The 19,255-nt window shown below is 31.0% G+C and carries 17 protein-coding genes and 1 tRNA gene; 4 read left to right on the top strand and 14 right to left on the bottom strand.

Going from position 1 to position 19,255, the window contains the following annotated elements:
- The first annotated feature begins 33 nt into the window (after positions 1 to 33).
- A tRNA-Arg gene (locus tag ACFDSN_RS05150) sits at positions 34 to 107 on the top strand.
- Positions 108 to 315: 208 nt separating this feature from the next.
- Entirely contained in the window at positions 316 to 603 is a 288-nt protein-coding gene (locus ACFDSN_RS05145) for a hypothetical protein (RefSeq protein WP_375238764.1), read from the top strand.
- A gap of 126 nt (positions 604 to 729) precedes the next feature.
- On the opposite strand, the gene ACFDSN_RS05140 is transcribed toward ACFDSN_RS05145, so the two are convergent.
- The 9 genes from ACFDSN_RS05140 to ACFDSN_RS05100 form a co-directional block, all read right to left on the bottom strand.
- A complete protein-coding gene (locus ACFDSN_RS05140; protein WP_375238763.1) occupies positions 730 to 882 on the bottom strand; it encodes a hypothetical protein in 153 nt (50 codons plus the stop codon).
- A 17-nt stretch (positions 883 to 899) separates the two neighbouring features.
- Positions 900 to 1,604, bottom strand: a complete 705-nt coding sequence (locus tag ACFDSN_RS05135; RefSeq protein WP_375238762.1) for a sulfite exporter TauE/SafE family protein — start codon at positions 1,602 to 1,604, stop codon at positions 900 to 902.
- Between the two features lie 2 nt (positions 1,605 to 1,606).
- Positions 1,607 to 2,053 carry a FixH family protein gene (locus ACFDSN_RS05130; RefSeq protein WP_375238761.1) on the bottom strand — a complete coding sequence of 149 codons (447 nt, stop codon included), beginning with the start codon at positions 2,051 to 2,053 and terminating at the stop codon, positions 1,607 to 1,609.
- Between the two features lie 18 nt (positions 2,054 to 2,071).
- The gene (gene ccoG, locus ACFDSN_RS05125) at positions 2,072 to 3,493 is read right to left on the bottom strand and encodes a cytochrome c oxidase accessory protein CcoG (protein ID WP_375238760.1); all 1,422 of its coding nucleotides are present in this window, start codon (positions 3,491 to 3,493) and stop codon (positions 2,072 to 2,074) included.
- A gap of 8 nt (positions 3,494 to 3,501) precedes the next feature.
- Complete coding sequence (locus tag ACFDSN_RS05120; protein WP_375238759.1) at positions 3,502 to 4,401, bottom strand: cbb3-type cytochrome c oxidase N-terminal domain-containing protein; 900 nt, start codon at positions 4,399 to 4,401, stop codon at positions 3,502 to 3,504.
- The gene (locus ACFDSN_RS05115; protein ID WP_375238758.1) at positions 4,401 to 4,595 is read right to left on the bottom strand and encodes a CcoQ/FixQ family Cbb3-type cytochrome c oxidase assembly chaperone; all 195 of its coding nucleotides are present in this window, start codon (positions 4,593 to 4,595) and stop codon (positions 4,401 to 4,403) included. The genes ACFDSN_RS05120 and ACFDSN_RS05115 overlap by 1 nt, the downstream gene beginning before the upstream one ends.
- Before the next feature lie 7 nt (positions 4,596 to 4,602).
- Positions 4,603 to 6,804 carry a cytochrome-c oxidase, cbb3-type subunit I gene (gene ccoN / locus ACFDSN_RS05110; protein ID WP_375238757.1) on the bottom strand — a complete coding sequence of 734 codons (2,202 nt, stop codon included), beginning with the start codon at positions 6,802 to 6,804 and terminating at the stop codon, positions 4,603 to 4,605.
- Between the two features lie 8 nt (positions 6,805 to 6,812).
- Positions 6,813 to 7,022 (bottom strand): cbb3-type cytochrome oxidase assembly protein CcoS, encoded by a 210-nt coding sequence (gene ccoS / locus ACFDSN_RS05105; protein ID WP_375238756.1) that lies wholly within the window; start codon positions 7,020 to 7,022, stop codon positions 6,813 to 6,815.
- A gap of 61 nt (positions 7,023 to 7,083) precedes the next feature.
- Positions 7,084 to 9,495, bottom strand: a complete 2,412-nt coding sequence (locus ACFDSN_RS05100) for a heavy metal translocating P-type ATPase (protein WP_375238755.1) — start codon at positions 9,493 to 9,495, stop codon at positions 7,084 to 7,086.
- A 152-nt stretch (positions 9,496 to 9,647) separates the two neighbouring features.
- Here ACFDSN_RS05100 and ACFDSN_RS05095 point away from each other — a divergent pair, with 152 nt between their 5' ends.
- Both ACFDSN_RS05095 and ACFDSN_RS05090 read left to right on the top strand, forming a co-directional pair.
- Positions 9,648 to 10,343: a Crp/Fnr family transcriptional regulator gene (locus tag ACFDSN_RS05095; RefSeq protein ID WP_375238754.1), complete on the top strand. Its 696-nt coding sequence runs from the start codon at positions 9,648 to 9,650 to the stop codon at positions 10,341 to 10,343.
- A 69-nt stretch (positions 10,344 to 10,412) separates the two neighbouring features.
- The gene (locus ACFDSN_RS05090; protein WP_375238753.1) at positions 10,413 to 10,652 is read left to right on the top strand and encodes a hypothetical protein; all 240 of its coding nucleotides are present in this window, start codon (positions 10,413 to 10,415) and stop codon (positions 10,650 to 10,652) included.
- A 91-nt stretch (positions 10,653 to 10,743) separates the two neighbouring features.
- On the opposite strand, the gene ACFDSN_RS05085 is transcribed toward ACFDSN_RS05090, so the two are convergent.
- The 5 genes from ACFDSN_RS05085 to porU all read right to left on the bottom strand — a co-directional run bounded on the left by ACFDSN_RS05085 (position 10,744) and on the right by porU (position 19,235).
- Complete coding sequence (locus ACFDSN_RS05085; RefSeq protein ID WP_375238752.1) at positions 10,744 to 12,333, bottom strand: 2-oxo acid dehydrogenase subunit E2; 1,590 nt, start codon at positions 12,331 to 12,333, stop codon at positions 10,744 to 10,746.
- Positions 12,334 to 12,336: 3 nt separating this feature from the next.
- Positions 12,337 to 13,335 (bottom strand): pyruvate dehydrogenase (acetyl-transferring) E1 component subunit alpha, encoded by a 999-nt coding sequence (gene pdhA / locus ACFDSN_RS05080; protein ID WP_375238751.1) that lies wholly within the window; start codon positions 13,333 to 13,335, stop codon positions 12,337 to 12,339.
- Positions 13,336 to 13,469: 134 nt separating this feature from the next.
- Complete coding sequence (gene cdd / locus ACFDSN_RS05075) at positions 13,470 to 13,952, bottom strand: cytidine deaminase (protein ID WP_375238750.1); 483 nt, start codon at positions 13,950 to 13,952, stop codon at positions 13,470 to 13,472.
- 66 nt (positions 13,953 to 14,018) lie between these two features.
- Positions 14,019 to 15,299, bottom strand: coding sequence for a type IX secretion system outer membrane channel protein PorV (gene porV / locus ACFDSN_RS05070; RefSeq protein WP_375238749.1), 1,281 nt, complete (start codon positions 15,297 to 15,299; stop codon positions 14,019 to 14,021).
- 33 nt (positions 15,300 to 15,332) lie between these two features.
- Positions 15,333 to 19,235, bottom strand: a complete 3,903-nt coding sequence (porU, locus tag ACFDSN_RS05065; RefSeq protein WP_375238748.1) for a type IX secretion system sortase PorU — start codon at positions 19,233 to 19,235, stop codon at positions 15,333 to 15,335.
- Positions 19,236 to 19,255: the final 20 nt, after the last annotated feature.

The raw sequence follows: 19,255 nt of genomic DNA, 5'->3' as shown, positions 1-19,255 counted from the left end.
CCATAAAAAGAAATATATTTGCACTCTCAAAATGGCCTCGTAGCATAACTGAATAGTGCACCACATTACGGCTGTGGAGGTTGAAGGTTTGAATCCTTCCGAGGTCACAGCAACAAAACCCTAACCCTTTAAAAGTTAGGGTTTTATCTTTTTTTTTTAAAATTTACATCTTCCTTTTTTTTCACTCACTGACATAAAAACATTAAACATTAATACGCTGTTAAGTAATTAGCGCAAAAATAAATAGTATGATTTTTATCATCTTTTAAAGACTCATACTATTTTAAATTTGCAGTATAACTAAAAAAAAACTTTATGAATACTGTAATTCAAAACATTGAAAAAAATTGGAAAGAAAACTTTATGCTACATGCATCTTCAGCAATTATTGTTTCAACCTGCATAGGTGGTATTGCCGCAATGTCTATTTTACAGAATGGAACTGGAATTTTTCAGCTTATTCAATTAATTATAGTTGTTGTTTTATGTAACGCCGTTTTAGTTGCGATTTTGTCTGTTCAGAAACCAAAAATGGTGCTTTATACTGTAATTGCAAGTCTTGTTTTATGCACGCTTATAGCATTTGCAAATTTTATGTTTTAAATTACTAACTAAACTATAAATAACTATTTGTAAGATTTACTATTTTTATAAACATAGTAAATCTTACTTTTTTTAATAATTTCTTTAACTGAGATATAGCTAACTTATTTGTTAATTTTAAAAATATTACGACTCATCTTTATCACTCTTTTTTTCAGAATCAGAATTAACCATATTATATACTAAAGCTACTAATATTACGCATACTGATGCAAATACGCCAATAACTACCGATCCCATTCCCCAATTAACTAAAGGAAGATTTACTAAATATTTCATATTAATAATTTTTTATTTTAATGACAGTTTTGCAAGCTGTTTACAGATTTTACAGTTACAGTTTCTGCTGGCGAGATATATGGTATTCCTAACCCTAATCCTCTTAAAACAAACAGCAGACCTACAATTACTACAAATACAGGGATTAATTTCAACACACGTTGTTTTATTGGTTGAGATAAGTAGTTGCCTAAATAAATAACCGATGTCATTAGTGGTATTGTTCCTAAACCAAAAACAGCCATATATAAACTTCCTTCAAATAATTTACCTAAACCAATAGCTCCAAAAACAGCTATATAAACTAATCCACAAGGTAATAACCCGTTTAATAATCCGATAATAAAAAAAGAACTTACAGATTTGTTTTTTAGATTAAACCCTATAAGCGATTTTACTTTAGATACCAACTGATACATTGGCGTAAACCAATTAGATGTACTCAGCTTTTTTGGTAATATTACAGAAAGAACCATTATAACACCAAGAACAATACTAACACGTTGTTGTAATCCAAACAAGTATAAACTTCGGCCTAATAAGCCAAAAACAAGTCCTAAAAACGCATACGTTGTAAGTCTTCCAAAATGGTAACTAAATAACTGAAATCCTTTTTTTAACTTATTAGTTTTGTCTAATGGCAATAAAAAAGCGATTGGACCACACATTCCTATACAATGAAAACTTCCAAACAACCCCAATAATAAAGCCGAGAGTAACATAGCTAATAAATTATTTCTTTCTTGTACAGATATGGCTTTCCGTTACAGCTCCATTCTATAGATATATTCCAACGACCATCTAACATTTTTTGTTTAGGAATAATAATTTTATTATTCGAAATATAAAGAGGTAATTCAAAATCCAACTTCATATTTGAAGGTCTATATAAAAACACTTTCCCTTTAATATTTTCGTATTCTAGTTCCTTTGGAAATAAGATTTGCCATCCTTCCTGAGTTCGCTCTCCTTTTAATTGTTCACTTAAATTATTAGCATTGTTTTCTGCATCAATTTCATTTTGATACAACATTTCTTTAGCATAATATTCTTCAGTGACTAAATCATGAGAATAATTTTGATCGGTAACCATTGTAATAACCAAGTATAATATAAAGCTAATAAAAGCTAACATTCCTAAAACTATACCTGTTCCCCAATTAATTTTCATAACACATATATCGTTATATTATTTATAGCTTCTTGGCCCTAAAAAGTTGGTTGTTGTACTTTCTATTTCCTTACCGTTATTAAAAATGGCGATTTCTAATTTTATTTTATCATCTTTTAAAAGACTTCCGTTAATTTCTATAAAAAGAGTTCCTTCTGCTAGCCCTTGCTTTTCAACATCAATTTTTTCTTGAGAAACTAGTTTTACCTCACCTTTATGTGATACTAATCTAATTTCTAAATCTTTTAAATCTTCGGTGGTTTTATTTACTAACTTAAAAGTATAGACATTACTAATAACATTACCTTCTTTGTGTTCGTACAACTGACCTGGCAATCTTAAAATACGTGCTTCTACATCGTTACGCAAAAACAACATTCCAATTAAAACAAAAATTAGAATACCTAAAGTTACTGTGTAACCTTTAAGTCTTGGTGTAAATTCAAAAACTGTTTTTTTTTCTATATTTTCTTCGCTAGCATATCGAATCAAGCCTTTTTGAAGATTGACGGATTCCATAATATGATCGCAAGCATCAATACAAGCAGTACAATTAACACATTCCAATTGCGTTCCATTTCTAATATCTATTCCTGTAGGGCACACATTTACACATTGAAAACAATCTATACAATCGCCTTTTCCTGTGGTTTCTCGTTCTTCGCTATTCTTGAATTTTGCTCTTCCTTTATCTTTTTCTCCTCTTTTATGATCGTAAGCAACAATTATTGATTTGTTATCTAATAAAGCACCTTGTAAACGTCCATAAGGACAAACTATAATACAAACCTGCTCTCTAAACCATGCAAATACAAAATAGAAAACACTTGTGAAAATTAATAATGCTATAAGCGTACTAACATGGTCTTGTGGTCCTTCTGTAACATATCTTAAAAGTGTATCACTACTAATTAAATATGCTAAAAAAACATTAGCTATTAAAAATGAAATAATAAAAAAGACTACCCATTTTAAAATACGTTTACGAATTTTCTCTGTGTTCCAAGGCATTTTAGACAAACGGATTTGCTTGCCTCTATCGCCATCAATCCAATATTCAATTCGTCTAAAAACCATTTCCATAAAAATAGTTTGTGGACAAATCCAACCACAAAATATACGTCCATAAGCTACTGTAAATAGGATAATAAATACAACGCCAATAATCATCATTATAACCATAAGATGAAAGTCTTGCGGCCAAAATGGAAAGCTAAAAAGATTAAATCGTCTTTCTAATATATTAAAAAGAAAAAATTGATTACCATTAATTTTTATAAATGGTGCACTAAATAAAAATAATAACAAAACATAACTAACGTACTTACGATAATTATACCATTTACCAGATGGCTTTTTTGGAAAAACCCAAGCGCGTTTACCATCTTCGGCTAAAGTACCAATGGTATCTCTAAAGTTTTCCTGTTCTTGTTTTGCCATTTTTAAGATTACTTTTCTACTGACTCTGTTACTTCTGGCTTCCAAAGATCACCTTCTAGATCTTTAGGTTCTGCAGGTGTAGTGCCTTGAAAAGTTAACACATAACTTGCAGCTTGAGCTATCTCTAAAGGTTTTAAATCTGATTTCCAAGAAATCATTCCTTTTCCATCTCTTCCTCCTTCAGAAATTGTTTTAAATACGTTTTTTATTCCGCCTCCTAAAATCCAGTTTTCATCGGTAAGGTTTGGTCCAATTCCTCCTCCACCATCTGCCTTATGACAAGCCACACAATTTGCCTCAAATATCTTTTTACCTGCAGCTAAATCTGAAGTTTCAGTTAAAACCTCAACAGTATTAATATCTACTAAATTTTTTGCTGTTTTTTTCCATTCAGCAATTTCTTTTTTAGCAACTACAACAGCTGCTTCGTATTCCTCAACTTGATTATAATCGTTAAAAACTTCAAATCTCACTAAATAAATAATTGCAAATAAAATGGTTGCATAAAAACTATAAACCCACCAAGGCGGTAAATTATTATCCAATTCCTTAATTCCGTCATAATTATGATCCAATATAATTTCATGTTCTTCTTGAATCGCCTTACTACCTAGCATTTTTTTATAAAAGGCTTTTATTTTTTTAAAAGGTCTTTCTTGTTCTTCTTTCCTTTTAACTAAATAATTAACTTTAGAATCCTCTTCTAAGGAGTGTGCTAAAACAGTTTCTAAAGCTTCAATACAAACCTCGAAGGCTAGAGCAAATAAGAATAAACAACCTACTATTAACCAAAACATAGGTTGGCTAAACATAGCCCATTCTGTTTCTGTTTTGTACAAATATTCTATAACACCAATTGATGTAATTGTAAATAGAATAACTCTAAGATATGATGCGGTTGTCTTCATTATAATTGATCTTTAAAAATTACAGTATCATCTTCCAATGGTATAGAACTTACTTCTTGAATATGAGCTTTTTTAGCTGTGAAAACCCACCAAAAAAGTACCATAAAAAAGATAAAAAATATAAGTAACGAAATCATTGGATAAACAGCTACACCATCTATTTGTTCTAAGTTTCCTTTTATAAATTTTAACATAATCTCTTTATTTTAATTCGGTTTCTGTACCGTCTGTATTCTTCACTTTAATATCTATCCCCAAACGTTGCAAGTAAGCTATAACTGCAACTATTTCACGGTTTCTCATCTCAATAAACTCTAAACCGTTGTCTTTTGCATATTTCTTATCCGCTTCATAAGTTTTGGCAAAATCTGGATCATTATAAAGGTTTTTTTCTATTTGAGTTCCTTGAGCCAACATAGACTCTTGAGCTGTTTCAATATCTTGTTTGGTATATGGCACGCCTAAAGCTACCATAGCATTAAGTTTAGCCTCTATATTACTCTTATCTAACTCATTCTTAATTAACCACTTATAGCTTGGCATAATAGAACCTGAAGATGTGCTTTGCGGATCGTACATGTGATTTAAATGCCAGTTATCTGAATATTTACCACCAATACGCATTAAATCTGGCCCAGTACGCTTACTTCCCCATAAAAACGGATGATCGTAAACAAATTCTCCTGCTTTTGAGTATTCTCCATAACGCTCAACTTCACTCCTAAATGGTCTAATCATTTGAGAATGACAACCCACACAACCTTCGGCTATATAAATATCTCGACCTTCAAGTTCTAATGGTGAATATGGTTTAACACTACTAATTACAGGTATATAGTCATCTACCATTAGAGAAGGAGCAATCTGGACAATTCCCCCAATTAAAATAGCAATGGTCGCATAAATCGTTAACTTAACAGGTCTTCTTTCTAGCCAAGTATGATAACCTTCTTTAGTAGTTCTTTTAGGTGTTACTTTCTCTAAAGGTGTTGCTTCTGCCAATTCATCGGTTACTTTACTTCCTTGTCTTGCTGTCATTATCATATTATAAACTAACAAGAACATTCCAACAATAAACATAGTTCCTCCAATAGCTCTCATCCAATACATTGGAATAATCTCAGTTAATGTTTCTAAGAAATTTCCGTATTTCAAGGTTCCATCTGGGTTAAATTCTTTCCACATTAAAGCTTGCTGAAAACCAGCAACATACATTGGCAATGCATATAATATAATACCCAAAGTACCTATCCAAAAATGTGCATTTGCTAATTTAATAGACCATAAGCTAGTTTTAAATAATCTTGGCACCATCCAATAAATCATACCAAAGGTTAAGAACCCATTCCAAGCTAAAGCTCCAACATGAACGTGTGCAATAATCCAATCGCTAAAATGTGCAATTGCATTTACATTTTTAAGAGATAATATTGGACCTTCAAAGGTTGCCATACCATAACCTGTAATAGCTACTACCATAAATTTTAAAACTGGATCTACTCGCACTTTATCCCAAGCGCCTCTAAGTGTTAATAACCCATTTATCATTCCTCCCCAAGATGGAGCTAATAACATAATAGAAAATGCAACACCTAAATTTTGAGCCCAATCTGGTAATGACGTATATAATAAATGATGTGGTCCAGCCCAGATATAAATAAATATAAGCGACCAAAAGTGCACAATAGATAATCTATAAGAATAAACTGGTCTATTGGCTGCTTTAGGCACAAAATAGTACATTAAACCTAAAAAAGGAGTTGTTAAGAAAAACGCTACCGCATTATGTCCATACCACCATTGTACCAAAGCATCTTGAACTCCTGCATAAACGGAATAACTTTTTAAAGCTCCAACAGGTATAGCCATACTATTTACAATATGTAAAACTGCAACAGTTACAAAAGTTCCTAAATAAAACCATATAGCTACATATAAATGACGCTGTCTTCTCTTTAAGATTGTCCCTATTAAATTGGCTCCAAAAGCAACCCAGATTAAAGCAATAGCAATATCAAAAGGCCATTCTAATTCTGCGTACTCTTTAGAAGACGTATATCCCAAAGGCAATGTAATTGCCGCACCAACTATTATGGCTTGCCAGCCCCAAAAATTTAAGTTACTTAACCAATCTTTCCACATTCTTGCTTTAAGCAATCGCTGAGAAGAATAATAAACTCCTGCAAAAATAGCATTACCAACAAATGCAAAAATTACAGCATTAGTATGCAATGGTCGTAGTCTACCAAAACTTAACCAAGAAATGCCATCTGTAACATTAGGAAACAAAAACATAAAGGCTAATAATAACCCAACACTCATTCCCACTATTCCCCAAAACATTGTTGCTACAATGAATTTTCGAACGATTTTATTATCGTAATAAAATTGTTGTACTTCCATATAAATATTTAATTGTGATTGTTAGTTTTAATTTTCTTAGTTGACTCTATTTTAGTTTTAGGTATTTTTGATTTTACCAACTCATCATCAAAAAGCATACGAACCGATGGAGTATAGACATCATCATACTGACCACTTTTTACAGAAACTATAAATGCTAAAAAAAAAGCTAAAGCCACTAGTACGCTAATTGTTAAGAGTAAATAAATTATAGTCATACCTAAAATAATATTAGATTGTAAAATTAACTTATAAGACTATTTTAAAAGATGACATTTATCAGCTTTGATAAGAATTTTTCATAATTTGTTTCCCAATAAAATAAGTTGAAATGGTGGTGAAAAATACAATTGAAATGGAACTTAACGGCATTAAAATAGCAGCAACAACTGGTTTTAAATAACCAGTAATTGCAAAACCTAAACCTATTAGATTATAAAACAAAGAGAAAAAGAATGCGTACTTAATAATTTTTACACCTTTTTTAGACACCTGGAGAAACTCAGGTATATTTTTAAACATAGAAGCATCCAAAATACCATCACACGCAGGAGAAAACACATTAATGTTTTCTGATATAGATATACCAACGTTACTTTGAGCTAATGCTCCAGCGTCGTTTAACCCATCACCAATCATTAATACTTTTTTATTCTTATCTTGTAGTGTTTTTACATACTCCAATTTATCATCCGGATTTTGATTAAAAACTAATTGTACATCAGTGGGCAAAACTTTTGATAAATAATTGGCTTCACCTGAATTATCTCCTGAAAGGATAATCAATTGATAATTTTTTGATAGTTGCTTCAGTAAATTATCAAATCCTTTTCTATATTCATTTTTAAACGCATAATAACCTTTGTACTTTTCGTTTATAGAAACATGAACAGTTGTTTGAAGCTGATTAAATTCAGACTTAGTATTAGATTTACTTTCTGAAGTAACAAAATCAAATCGTCCTATCTTTATTGTTTTATTATTAATATTGGCACTTATTCCTTTACCAACATCTTCTGAATAATTAGTAATATTAAAACATACATCGCTTTTAATATGATGAAACAACGCACGACTTAACGGATGATTTGAAGCTCTTAATACATTTTTTAATTGATTATTTTCTTCGTCCGAAAACAATTCACCTTTATAAGAAATAGTATGTAAAGCATTTGTTGTTAGCGTTCCTGTTTTATCGAATACAATAGCGTCTATTCCTGCCAATTGCTCAATAACTTCTGCTTTTTTAAGATATAATTTATTCATTCCTAAAATACGCAATAAATTACCCAACGTGAATGGTGCTGCCAAAGCTAATGCGCAAGGACACGCTACAATTAAAACTGCTGTAAATACATTTAAAGATTTTGATATATCTATAAAAATCCAAGTTACTGCAGATAAAACAGCTATAAACAACAAGGTTTTTGTAAATCTTTGGCTAATTTTATCTGTAAGCGATTGAAATATATTTTGTGTAGAAGTTTTAAAAATATCATTATTCCAAAGTTGGGTTAAATAACTTTGTTTTACAGATTTTGTTACCAAAATTACAATTGGTGTTCCTGAATGTTTTCCTCCGGCAAAAATCTCATCTCCAATTGTCTTTTCTACTAATTTAGCTTCGCCAGTAACAAAGCTATAATCTATAAAAGCACTTCCTTTTTTTAGAATGCCATCTACAGGAATAAGCTCTTCGTTTCTAATTAAAATAAAATCATTTGGAACTAAATCATAAACTTTAGTTTGCAATTCGTCTATAAGATTTTCGGTATCTAATTTAGTAACTGCTATTGGGAAATACGATTTATAATCGCGTTCAAAAGATAAGTAGTTATATGTTTTCTGCTGAAAAAACTTACCTAATAACAAAAAGAAAACTAATCCTGAAAGGCTATCAAAAAACCCAGTCCCAAGGTTTAAAACAACTTCCAGTACAGACCTAAGAAACAACACAGAAACTCCTAAAGCAATTGGAACATCAATATTTAAGAATTTAGACTGCAAACTTTTATAGGCAGATTTAAAATAATCCTGAGCAGAATAAAAAACAACAGGTAAAGAAAACGCTAACATTAACCATCTAAATATATGTTTAAATTGGTTTAACCAAAACTCGTTTACTTCAAAATATTCAGGAAAAGATAAAAACATAATATTACCAAAAGCAAACCCAGCTACACCTAATTTATAGATTAAACTTCTATCTTTAGTTTTAGTATCTTTTTTTATATCATTTAGAGAAATATATGGCTCATAACCTAACTTAGTTAATAAAACAACCACATCTTTTAAGCTGATTTCTTTAGTCGAATAACTAATTCTAACTGTTTTTTTTGGAAAATCAACTTGAGATGTTAGAATATTTGGGTTTAACCTATTTAAATTCTCTAAAATCCAAATACAAGAACTACAATGAATAACAGGTATTAAAAAAGAGGCTATTTGTGTATTACCTTCATTGAAGTCTAAAAGTTCTTTAATTATAATGTCGTTATCTAAATAATCAAACTTACCATTTATTACATTTGGTGTAATTCCAGGCACTTGTTCTAACTCGTAATAATAATCTAAATTATTATCGTGTAAAATATCGTAAACAGTTTTACAACCATTGCAACAAAACGTTTTTTCGTTATGTATAACAACGCCATTATTACAAGTATCTCCACAATGGAAACAAATCTCCATAAACTTAAATTCACATAATTATTTACACTACAAAGTACTTGCAAACAAAATCTATAAAAGATGATAATTATCATAAAAAAAACAAAACAAATTGAAGAACTTTATAAGTGTTAAGAATAAAACTTAAATTTGTAATCTTAAGACACTATAAAATGGAATCTCGTTGTGAAAACTGTATTATTAGACAACTAAACGCTCTAAAAGCTTTAGATAAAAATGAATTAAAACGTATTTCTGACACTAAAATTTCAAAAAACATAAAAAAAGGTGATTTTCTTTTTGAAGAAGGCGAAAAATTAAATGGTGTTTTTTGTGTTAGAAATGGGGTTTCTAAACTTTCTAAAATGAGTGATAACGGTAAAGATCAAATTATTAAAATAGCCACTAAAGGTGAAGTTTTAGGTCAACGCTCAGTAATCTCAGAAGAGTCTACAAATCTTAGTGCTATAGCACTAAACGATATGGAAGTTTGCTTTATCCCTAAAACAGAATTAGCAGAATCTGTTAATACCAATCCTAATTTCACAAAAGAGCTTTTATTACAAATGGCTACAGATCTAAAAATAGCCGATAACATAATTGTGAATATGGCTCAAAAAAATGTTCGTCAGCGAATCTCGGAATTACTTCTATACCTAGAAGACACTTTTAATATTGATGATGAAGGCTTTATTGGAATGGTTTTTACAAGAGAAGATATTGCTGGAATTGTTGGAACTGCAAAAGAGGCTTGTATTAGAGCACTTTCTAAATTAAACAAGGAAAGCTTAATAACTATTAAAGGCAAACGCATTAAATTAGATAACAAAACAAAACTACAAGCTATTGTAGATGGTTTAGCAAATTAATCTATTGACTGACAAAAATCATCTTTTTTATTTTTAATTCTTTCTAATTTAGCCCAAAGCTATTTTACAATGAAGGAAACTGTTTTTTTAAAAAAACCATATAATAAAAGTCTTAGCGCTAATGTTTTAAAAAAAGCAAAATCTATTAAAGGTATTACTAATATTAGTTTAGACACTAAAAACTGTAGACTAACTTTTGATTATGCAACTCATAATGCTTATGAAGGCTTACGTGCTTTACTAGATAGTTTAGGCTATACATTTTCAGAAGCTCCAACTAATTTTATAAGTCCATATAAAAACTTATAAGGTTAGATTTTTCGGCTATATCAATTCATAAAAAAAGGATGGTAGTTTAAAAACTACCATCCTTTTTTTGTAATATTTTCAAATCTTATTATTACAACAACATAGTAACCGGATTTTCTATATATCCTTTTAATGTTTGTAAAAACTGAGCTCCTGTTGCACCATCTACTGTTCTATGGTCACAAGCTAAAGTTAATTTCATTGTGTTTCCAGGAATTACCATTCCATTTTTAACTATTGGTTTTTCTACAATTGCTCCAACGGAAAGTATTGCTGAGTTAGGCTGATTAATAATAGAAGTAAAACTTTCTATACCAAACATACCTAAGTTTGAGATTGTAAATGTACTTCCTTCCATTTCTGCTGGAGTTAATTTCTTAACTCTTGCTCTACCTGCAAAATCCTTAACAGATGAACCAATTTGCGGTAAACTTTGTTCATTTGCAAATTTAACAACAGGAACAACTAATCCGTCTTCTACAGCAACAGCTACACCAATATGAACATGATTATTTAGTTTCATTTTATCGGAAAACCATTGAGAGTTTACTTGTGGATGCTTTTTTAAAGCTAAAGCACAAGCCTTCACAATCATATCATTATAAGATATTTTTGTTTCTGGCATTGAGTTAAACTGAGCTCTAAACGCTATTGCATTCTCCATATCAAACTCAACATTTAAATAATAATGTGGAGCAGAAAATTTAGATTCCGCTAAACGTTTAGCTATAACTTTACGCATTTGAGAGTTTGGTTTCTCATCAAAGTCTTCTTGAGCTTTTGGCACAAATTTACCAACAGAAGCAGAAGCCATTTCTGGCTTATAGTTTTCTACATCTCGTTTTACTATACGTCCATTTTCACCTGTTCCTTTTATACCTGAAAGATTAACACCTTTCTCTTTAGCTATTTTTTTTGCTAAAGGCGATACAAAAATGCGTTCCGTACTTTTTGATATTTCCTTAACCTCTTTTGGTTCTTCAATTTTTATTTCTTCTTTTACAGACTCTTTTTGTACTTTATATTCTGTTTCAGAGTTGTCTATAGTAAAACCAGAAGTAATTCCAGAAACATCTGTTCCTTTAGGTCCAATAATTGCTAAAAGTGCGTCTACTTTTGCAGACTCACCTTCTTTTAATCCGACATATAATAAAGCACCAGATTGAAAAGATTCAAATTCCATTGTTGCTTTATCTGTTTCTATTTCAGCTAAAATATCACCTTCTTCGACCTCATCACCAACTTGTTTTAACCAAGCAGCAACTGTACCTTCTTCCATTGTATCACTAAGGCGAGGCATTGTTACAACGGTTACACCTTCTGGTATAATAGTATTTAACATAGGCGTATCCTCGACAATATTACTATTAATTTCATCAGAAGAAGGTTCTTGAATTTTAGTTTCTATTGAACTTACATTTAATAACTCAGAAATATCTTCTCCATCTTCCCCTATAATTGCTAAAAGTTGATCTACCTTAGTTGTTTCACCTTCTTGCACACCAATATGAAGCAAAACACCTTCGTTAAAAGATTCAAACTCCATTGTAGCTTTATCAGTTTCAATTTCAGCTAAAATATCACCTTCTTCAACTTTATCTCCAACATTTTTTAACCAAGCAGCAACCGTACCTTCTTCCATAGTGTCGCTTAATCTTGGCATATTAATTACTATAGCCATAACTTATATTTTATGATCAATAAATGGATAATCCTCTTGCTCGTAAACAGTATCATACATTACACTCTTTTCTGGGTAAGGCGATTCTTCAGCAAACTTTTCACATTCTAAAACTAAGTCCTTTACTCGCTTATCGATAACTTTAATTTCATCTTCTGTTAAGTATTTATTCTCTAAAATCACATCTTTAACCTGCTTAATAGGGTCTAATTTTTTATATTCAGCTACTTCATCTTTTGTTCTATAATGCTGAGCATCAGACATAGAATGACCTCTATAACGATATGTTTTAACTTCTAAAAATGTTGGCCCGTCACCTTTTCTGGCTCTTGCTAGCGCTTCATCAAAAGCTTCAGCAACTTTAATAGGATTCATTCCATCTACTGGTCCACATGGCATTTCATAACCTAATCCTAATTTCCATATTTCAGTATGATTAGCAGTACGCTCCACAGAGGTTCCCATTGCATAACCATTGTTCTCACAAACAAAAACTACTGGCAACTTCCAAAGCATTGCTAAATTAAATGTTTCGTGTAGAGATCCTTGTCTAGCTGCTCCATCTCCAAAACAACAAATAGTAACTCCATCGACATTATGATATTTATCTCCAAATGCAATTCCGGCCCCTAAAGGTATTTGTCCTCCAACAATTCCGTGACCACCATAAAAACGGTGCTCTTTAGAAAAAATATGCATTGAACCACCTAAACCTTGAGAAGTCCCTGTAGCTTTTCCATATAATTCTGCCATTACACGCTTAGGGTCTACACCCATACCAATTGGTTGTACATGATTTCTGTACGCGGTAATCATTTTATCTTTGGTCAAATCCATTGCATGTAAAGCTCCTGCTAAAACCGCTTCTTGACCATTATATAAGTGTAAAAAACCTCTAACTTTTTGTTGAATATAGACTGCAGCTAATTTATCTTCAAATTTCCTCCAGAATAACATGTCTTCATACCATTTAACGTATGTTTGTTTAGTTACTTTTTGCATTGGTGATTATATTTATTTTACAGAGATTACAAAAGTAATACTTTAGTTAGTAATGAAAAAACTATATATGTACATAATATAATACGTTTTAATTATTTCATTAAAATATTCTTTTTATTTTCCTAAAAAAATTATTAAAGTGCATTTTTATTAAAACTAAGAGGCAACAAATTAGCTAAAGATTTAGAATAAATAACAGAACCTTTTTCCCCTTTAAAATATATCTCTATTGGTTTTTCTTGTTTAAATTCATATTCTGAAATAGTTTGTCTACATGCTCCACAAGGTGGAATTGGCGTATCTGTAATTTGCTTTGTAGAACCTGCAATTATTGCCATTTTCACAATATTAGCTTTTGGATAAGTCGCTCCTGCAAAATATATTGCAGTTCTTTCAGCACATAACCCAGAAGGATAACTAGCATTTTCTTGATTACTTCCAGAAACAACTTCCCCATTATCTAATAACAATGAACAACCTACAAGAAATTTTGAATATGGTGCGTAAGCGTTTTTCCTAACCAAATCGGCTTGCTTAAACAAGTTTTGAATATCCAGAGGTAGCCCCTTTAAATTATCAAACTCTTCAAAAACTGCTTCTACTTTAAATAATTTCATAGTCTATTATTAGTGCAAAAAAAAGCTATTGACAATGCAATAGCTTTTTTAAATATAATATATTTTTTAATACTCAGAATATTGTCCAGCTCCAATATTAAAGGTTAAAGAAAAACGAAGTGTATTCTCTAAAGGACTTTGTACTTTAGATGATGAAAACAAGTAAGACAAATCAATATTCATTACATTATACTTAAAACCTGCTCCAAGAGCAAAAAACTTACGAGCTCCTTTTGTTTCATGTTCATTAAAATATCCTAGGCGAAACATAAAAGAATCCTGATAAGAATATTCTGCACCTAAAGCATAAGTAAATTCTTGAAGCTCTTCTTTAAAACCTCCTGGAGCATCTCCAAAAGACTGAAAGATCCCCGAAATAAAGTTTACATCATTATCTTGTCCTGAAATAATATAATTATTGTCATTTTCTATTTCAACATCACCCTCTGAAGGGTTATATTCATCAATTGGATTATTTGGATCTACGCCATCTCCCATTTCTTCCCAAACCTGTTTGTTTCCTCTAACTGGAGGCGTAGGAACTAATAGCTTAGAAAATTCCGCAGTAACACCTAATTTATTGTGTTGGTCAAATATAAAATCAAAACCTGCTCCTAATCTTAAATTTGTTGGTTGAAAATTTTCTTGCCCACCTTCATCATATTTAAACTTAGGTCCTAAGTTTTGAATTGCAAAACCACCTCTCCAGCGTCCATTAAAATCTGCCAATGCTTTTTCTTCACCTTGATAATAACCTGATATATCTACACCAAAAGTACTAGCGGCTTCGGCATCATTATTTCCGAAATTTAATTTCAAATCTGAACGTAAATACCTCATAGATACTCCCATAGCAAATTTATCACTTAATCTTAACGAATAAGACACATCAAAAGTTAACTCATTAGGCCTTTGAATAATTGGTAAAACATTAGCTTGCTGTGCTTGTTCTTCAGTTATAAATTCTATATCACCTAGAGAAAAATATTTAAAACTAACACCAAATGCACTACCTTCATTTAATCGATTAAAATAAGTTATATTTCCTAAAAAAATATCATTTACCAACTTACTTAAGTATGGCGTATAACTCATAGCAAATCCAGATTTTGTAGTAGAAAAAGCATATTTAGAAGCATTCCATTGCTGAGAAAACGCATCTGAAGTTGTTGCAACTCCCATATCTCCCATACCAGCTGCTCTAGCATCTGGGGCTATAAGCAAAAACGGTACTCCAGTTGTTATAACTCTTGAGTCATTAAAAGGTGTAATTTCTGTAACAATATTTTGAGCAGACAGTTTTCCTGCAAAAACTGATAGCAACACTAGTAAATATTTAATCTTCATTTTTCTTAATTATTTAGCAAATATAATTCTTTATTAGAGGATTACAAGTTTCTCTATTTTTTCGACTGTTTTATTTAATGTATTGGAACGCACTTTTAGTTTATAAATATATGTTCCTTTACCTATTTTTTCTCCAAAATCATCTCTTCCATCCCAAATAACATCTCTTGAAGTAGAGCTTGAATTACTTCCACAACAACCAGATGCATTAGACTGTCCTTGTAAAGTTCTCACCAATTTACCGGAAATTGTAAATATTTGAACTAAAATATCTAATGCTTCTGTACTGTTATGACTAAACCAAAATTCTGTATAATTCACAAATGGATTTGGGTAATTTAAAACATTATTTATAACTAAAGATTTATTCTCATCTATGACGTTAAACTGAATTTCTGAAGTTGCTGAGTTGTTATAAACATCCCATGCTTTTAACGTTAGCGTATGCAGTCCTGGTTCTAAATCTCTAAACTTAAATTCAAGACTTCCTTTTGTATAATCATCTAATTCTGTAAGATAGTAATCATTTAAAACAATTGGATTAACTTCATCTCCATCTAAAATAACAGTAATATCATGTCCAATTCCACTTGCGGTGTTTATTCCATTTTCATCTTCAAAATTAGCAACTAACAAAGGCTCTGAACTTGTAATCCCTCCAGAAACAAATGCTTTATCATTCATAAATAAATTAACAACTGGACCTGTGCTATCTTCTGGTGCGTTTATATTAATTCCTCCTATTAACAATTCTCCAGTACTAGCTCCTGACTTATCCTCTAAACTTCCCGACTGCTGAGCGTAAAAGCTTACTTTACCTGTTCCTACAGGTATAGAAATATCTCTTGGCACTATAAAGTCAAAACTAAATTGCCCATTAGTAATTGTTGCTTGACCTCTATAAATTGTTGGGCCTAATTTTTCAAAATCTAAAGTATGAACTTGTCCATTGAAAATTGTTCCGTCGTTAGCTAGTGTTGACGTTAAAACATTTTTATCAAATAATGTAGTTGTTAAAGTACCATTATAATTTGTTAAAATATTATTTTGACTATCTGTTAAGTAACCTTGTAATTTAGCGTAACCCAAAGATTGTAGAGGCTCTGTTTGTTGAGCAATTGGAATATCATTCACTGTTGTTAAAACCACATTAGGTTTTGGAAAGCTTAATCTTAATGCTGGATCACCAATTGAAAACATTAATAATTTTTGCTGTGTAGTAGAGACACTTGGGTCATTTTTAGTTAGTCTTACTGCTTCTGCAACAGAAATATGATTACCAAACACATCGGTATCAAACATATATTCTTCTAGCGTTCTATTTACAGCGACTCCAACTGGCATAAAGATTTGCCTAGTAGTTGACACTAATTGAATCGCTCCTCCTTGAGAGTTCCAAAAAACTAATTCTCCTGCAGTTACCCTCAATGGGTTATCAAATTTAGTATACTCACAAGTTACAGTTACAAAGCAGTGATACTTACATACATTTCTTAAATCATTAACATTATTCTTATCGAAAATACGCTCTGCAGCTAAACCATCTTCTCCTCCATGTCCGAAATAGTTTATCATTAATGCTCCTTTTTCAAGCTCATTAGCTATAGCTGTATTTACTGATGGATAACGATTCCCACCTGAGGAAGATTCCTGTTGATAAGCATCAGTATGAATTTTAATAACATTTAAAGCTGGGTTTGATAATGAAATTGCATCAGCAATTTCATCGGTAGTTCGTTGAAGTTCTTCCTCCCAATCAGCATCTACATCATCCGAAACCATCACGATATTGTTCCTCCAATTACCTAAAGCAGCTTCTTTATAGTAAGCCTCAACCTTATCTACCATTTGAGCAGCTCTTTGTGGTGAATCTGCTATAATTCTACCAACTGCAATATCTAACCGATCTGATATTTCAAAATCACCTTCACCAGAATCCATTAAACCGTAAAAATCATCAGAAATAAAAGAACTTGTTAAGTTAAAACTACTTACTGCATTCCAGGTTGGGAAATTATATAAGTTTGAAGAAATACGCTCTTTATAATCAAAAGATGTATCTCCAAAAAGGCATAAATATTTCAGCTTCTTATCTAGAGAGCTAGCATTATCGTATACATATTTAACAAAATTCCTTATCGCAGCAATATCTGGATTACCCGTATTGAATTCATTGTAAATAGACTCAATAGTTACAACTTTTACAGACAAATTATTAACCTCTCTATTTATTTCTGCTAATCTGTTTGCTTGCGCTAAATGAGATTGAGGAGTTAACATTAAATAATCAATATCTTGAAAATTAAGATTTGAATCTAAAAATATTGACCCTTTCAAATCCTGGTTTTGAACTAAAGAATTACTGTCAGACAAAGGCGTTTTATATGTTGTTGAACTTAAAGCCACAAACTCTTGACTAGCTTCTAATGTCGATTTAAACACCACTATTTCGGTCCCTGGAGATGTAACAGCACTTATGTTATATATATCTGAAACCTCCCAAATTTCATTTATATTTTCTGCATTAGACAAACTTATATTTACAACACCAGTAACATTATTTTCCGAAAAGGGCTTAAAAAACAATTGCTCATCAATATATATTAAATCTCTTTCTGCTTCGAGCACAATATAATCTAGATACGCTTCAGTACTTGGGTTACCTAATTTATCATGCTCTATTCTTATATTAATATCATCACTATTAACTTGAATATTTGCATCATAAATACTTTCTGCAACAGAGGTAGGGTTAAATAATGGAACTGCAGCTAAATTTAAAATACTTTCAGTATTTCCATTAGCTTGAACAATTAGATTACTTGAAGATGAAGATGTTGAAGCTCCAATAACTTTTAATCTTACTGGTTTTCTTATTGGGTCTTCACTAGGGTTAACTGGCTCTGTAAAGCTTATATTAGGAAAAGAAAAATCGAATTCTTTAATTGTTTCTTCATCAAACTTATCTCCAAACCAACGTCTTCCTACAAAAGCAAGACTATATTCGTCTAATTCATGAAACTTATAGTCCTTAAACGAATCTATTGTTTCAATAGCTGGACTTACAGGCTGAATATATGGCTGAATACGTTTCCCTAGACCATTACTAACATTTATATAATAATAGGTTTTATCATTATACGAATTTATATGAGAATTACTATCTGGATTAAACCCTTTTGGCCCAATAGCATAAAAAAGAATATAGTCTTCATTATTGAATACGCCATCTGTTTCCCCTACTACTTTTATAGAATTTTCAGCCGGATCAATAGGAAAGCTAGGATCATTAATATAAGGAATCATTGCTCCACCACTTCCATAAATTTTAATATTTCTAGGATCTATTCCATTTGTATTAATTCCAATTTCATTAAGGAAAGATTTAGTCAACTTAAAAACACCTGTTTCCTCAACAAAAAACCTATACCATTTATTAGTGTTTAGTAAAGAGTTTGTAACCGATTGCTGTATATTATTTGTACTTTTAAAAGAACTGGAAGTTGAGTAAGAAATTGAAATAGATACAACTTTCTTATACAAACCATCCTCAGATTTAATTATAGGATTAAACTTAAAAACTGTTTTAACATCGTTACGGTTTTGAGCATTTAATAATTTTGCGTTAATAGATGATTTTATATTAGAAACATCTACATCCTTCAATTCACTAGAAGATATATTATCATAAGAAAGAGAGGTTATAATTAACGAATTAGGATTTACATATGTACCAGAATCCCATTCTTCAACAAAAACAACACCTTCCTCTAAGCTATAAACAAAACTGTTTTTGTTTGAAAAATAAGGCACAACAACCTTATAACTATCCGTGTTGTAAGACTTTACTCCATCCCAATTAAGAACTATTCGTTTATTTTGAGAAAAACAAAGAGCAACACAAAACAAGGATATAAAAACAATTTTCTTTTTCATTAATTACAAAACGCTTTGTT

This window comes from Aurantibacter sp. (assembly GCF_042094015.1).
Lineage (GTDB): Bacteria > Bacteroidota > Bacteroidia > Flavobacteriales > Flavobacteriaceae > Aurantibacter.
Note: the sequence above shows the minus strand (reverse complement) of the source record. Positions and strands in the feature narration are given on the sequence as shown.

Coding starts and splice junctions, on each gene's coding strand:
- ACFDSN_RS05145 (WP_375238764.1), top strand. CDS start 316: ATGAATACTGTAATTCAAAACATTGAAAAAAATTGGAAAGAAAACTTT.
- ACFDSN_RS05140 (WP_375238763.1), bottom strand. CDS start 882: ATGAAATATTTAGTAAATCTTCCTTTAGTTAATTGGGGAATGGGATCG.
- ACFDSN_RS05135 (WP_375238762.1), bottom strand. CDS start 1,604: ATGTTACTCTCGGCTTTATTATTGGGGTTGTTTGGAAGTTTTCATTGT.
- ACFDSN_RS05130 (WP_375238761.1), bottom strand. CDS start 2,053: ATGAAAATTAATTGGGGAACAGGTATAGTTTTAGGAATGTTAGCTTTT.
- ccoG (WP_375238760.1), bottom strand. CDS start 3,493: ATGGCAAAACAAGAACAGGAAAACTTTAGAGATACCATTGGTACTTTA.
- ACFDSN_RS05120 (WP_375238759.1), bottom strand. CDS start 4,401: ATGAAGACAACCGCATCATATCTTAGAGTTATTCTATTTACAATTACA.
- ACFDSN_RS05115 (WP_375238758.1), bottom strand. CDS start 4,595: ATGTTAAAATTTATAAAAGGAAACTTAGAACAAATAGATGGTGTAGCT.
- ccoN (WP_375238757.1), bottom strand. CDS start 6,804: ATGGAAGTACAACAATTTTATTACGATAATAAAATCGTTCGAAAATTC.
- ccoS (WP_375238756.1), bottom strand. CDS start 7,022: ATGACTATAATTTATTTACTCTTAACAATTAGCGTACTAGTGGCTTTA.
- ACFDSN_RS05100 (WP_375238755.1), bottom strand. CDS start 9,495: ATGGAGATTTGTTTCCATTGTGGAGATACTTGTAATAATGGCGTTGTT.
- ACFDSN_RS05095 (WP_375238754.1), top strand. CDS start 9,648: ATGGAATCTCGTTGTGAAAACTGTATTATTAGACAACTAAACGCTCTA.
- ACFDSN_RS05090 (WP_375238753.1), top strand. CDS start 10,413: ATGAAGGAAACTGTTTTTTTAAAAAAACCATATAATAAAAGTCTTAGC.
- ACFDSN_RS05085 (WP_375238752.1), bottom strand. CDS start 12,333: ATGGCTATAGTAATTAATATGCCAAGATTAAGCGACACTATGGAAGAA.
- pdhA (WP_375238751.1), bottom strand. CDS start 13,335: ATGCAAAAAGTAACTAAACAAACATACGTTAAATGGTATGAAGACATG.
- cdd (WP_375238750.1), bottom strand. CDS start 13,952: ATGAAATTATTTAAAGTAGAAGCAGTTTTTGAAGAGTTTGATAATTTA.
- porV (WP_375238749.1), bottom strand. CDS start 15,299: ATGAAGATTAAATATTTACTAGTGTTGCTATCAGTTTTTGCAGGAAAA.
- porU (WP_375238748.1), bottom strand. CDS start 19,235: ATGAAAAAGAAAATTGTTTTTATATCCTTGTTTTGTGTTGCTCTTTGT.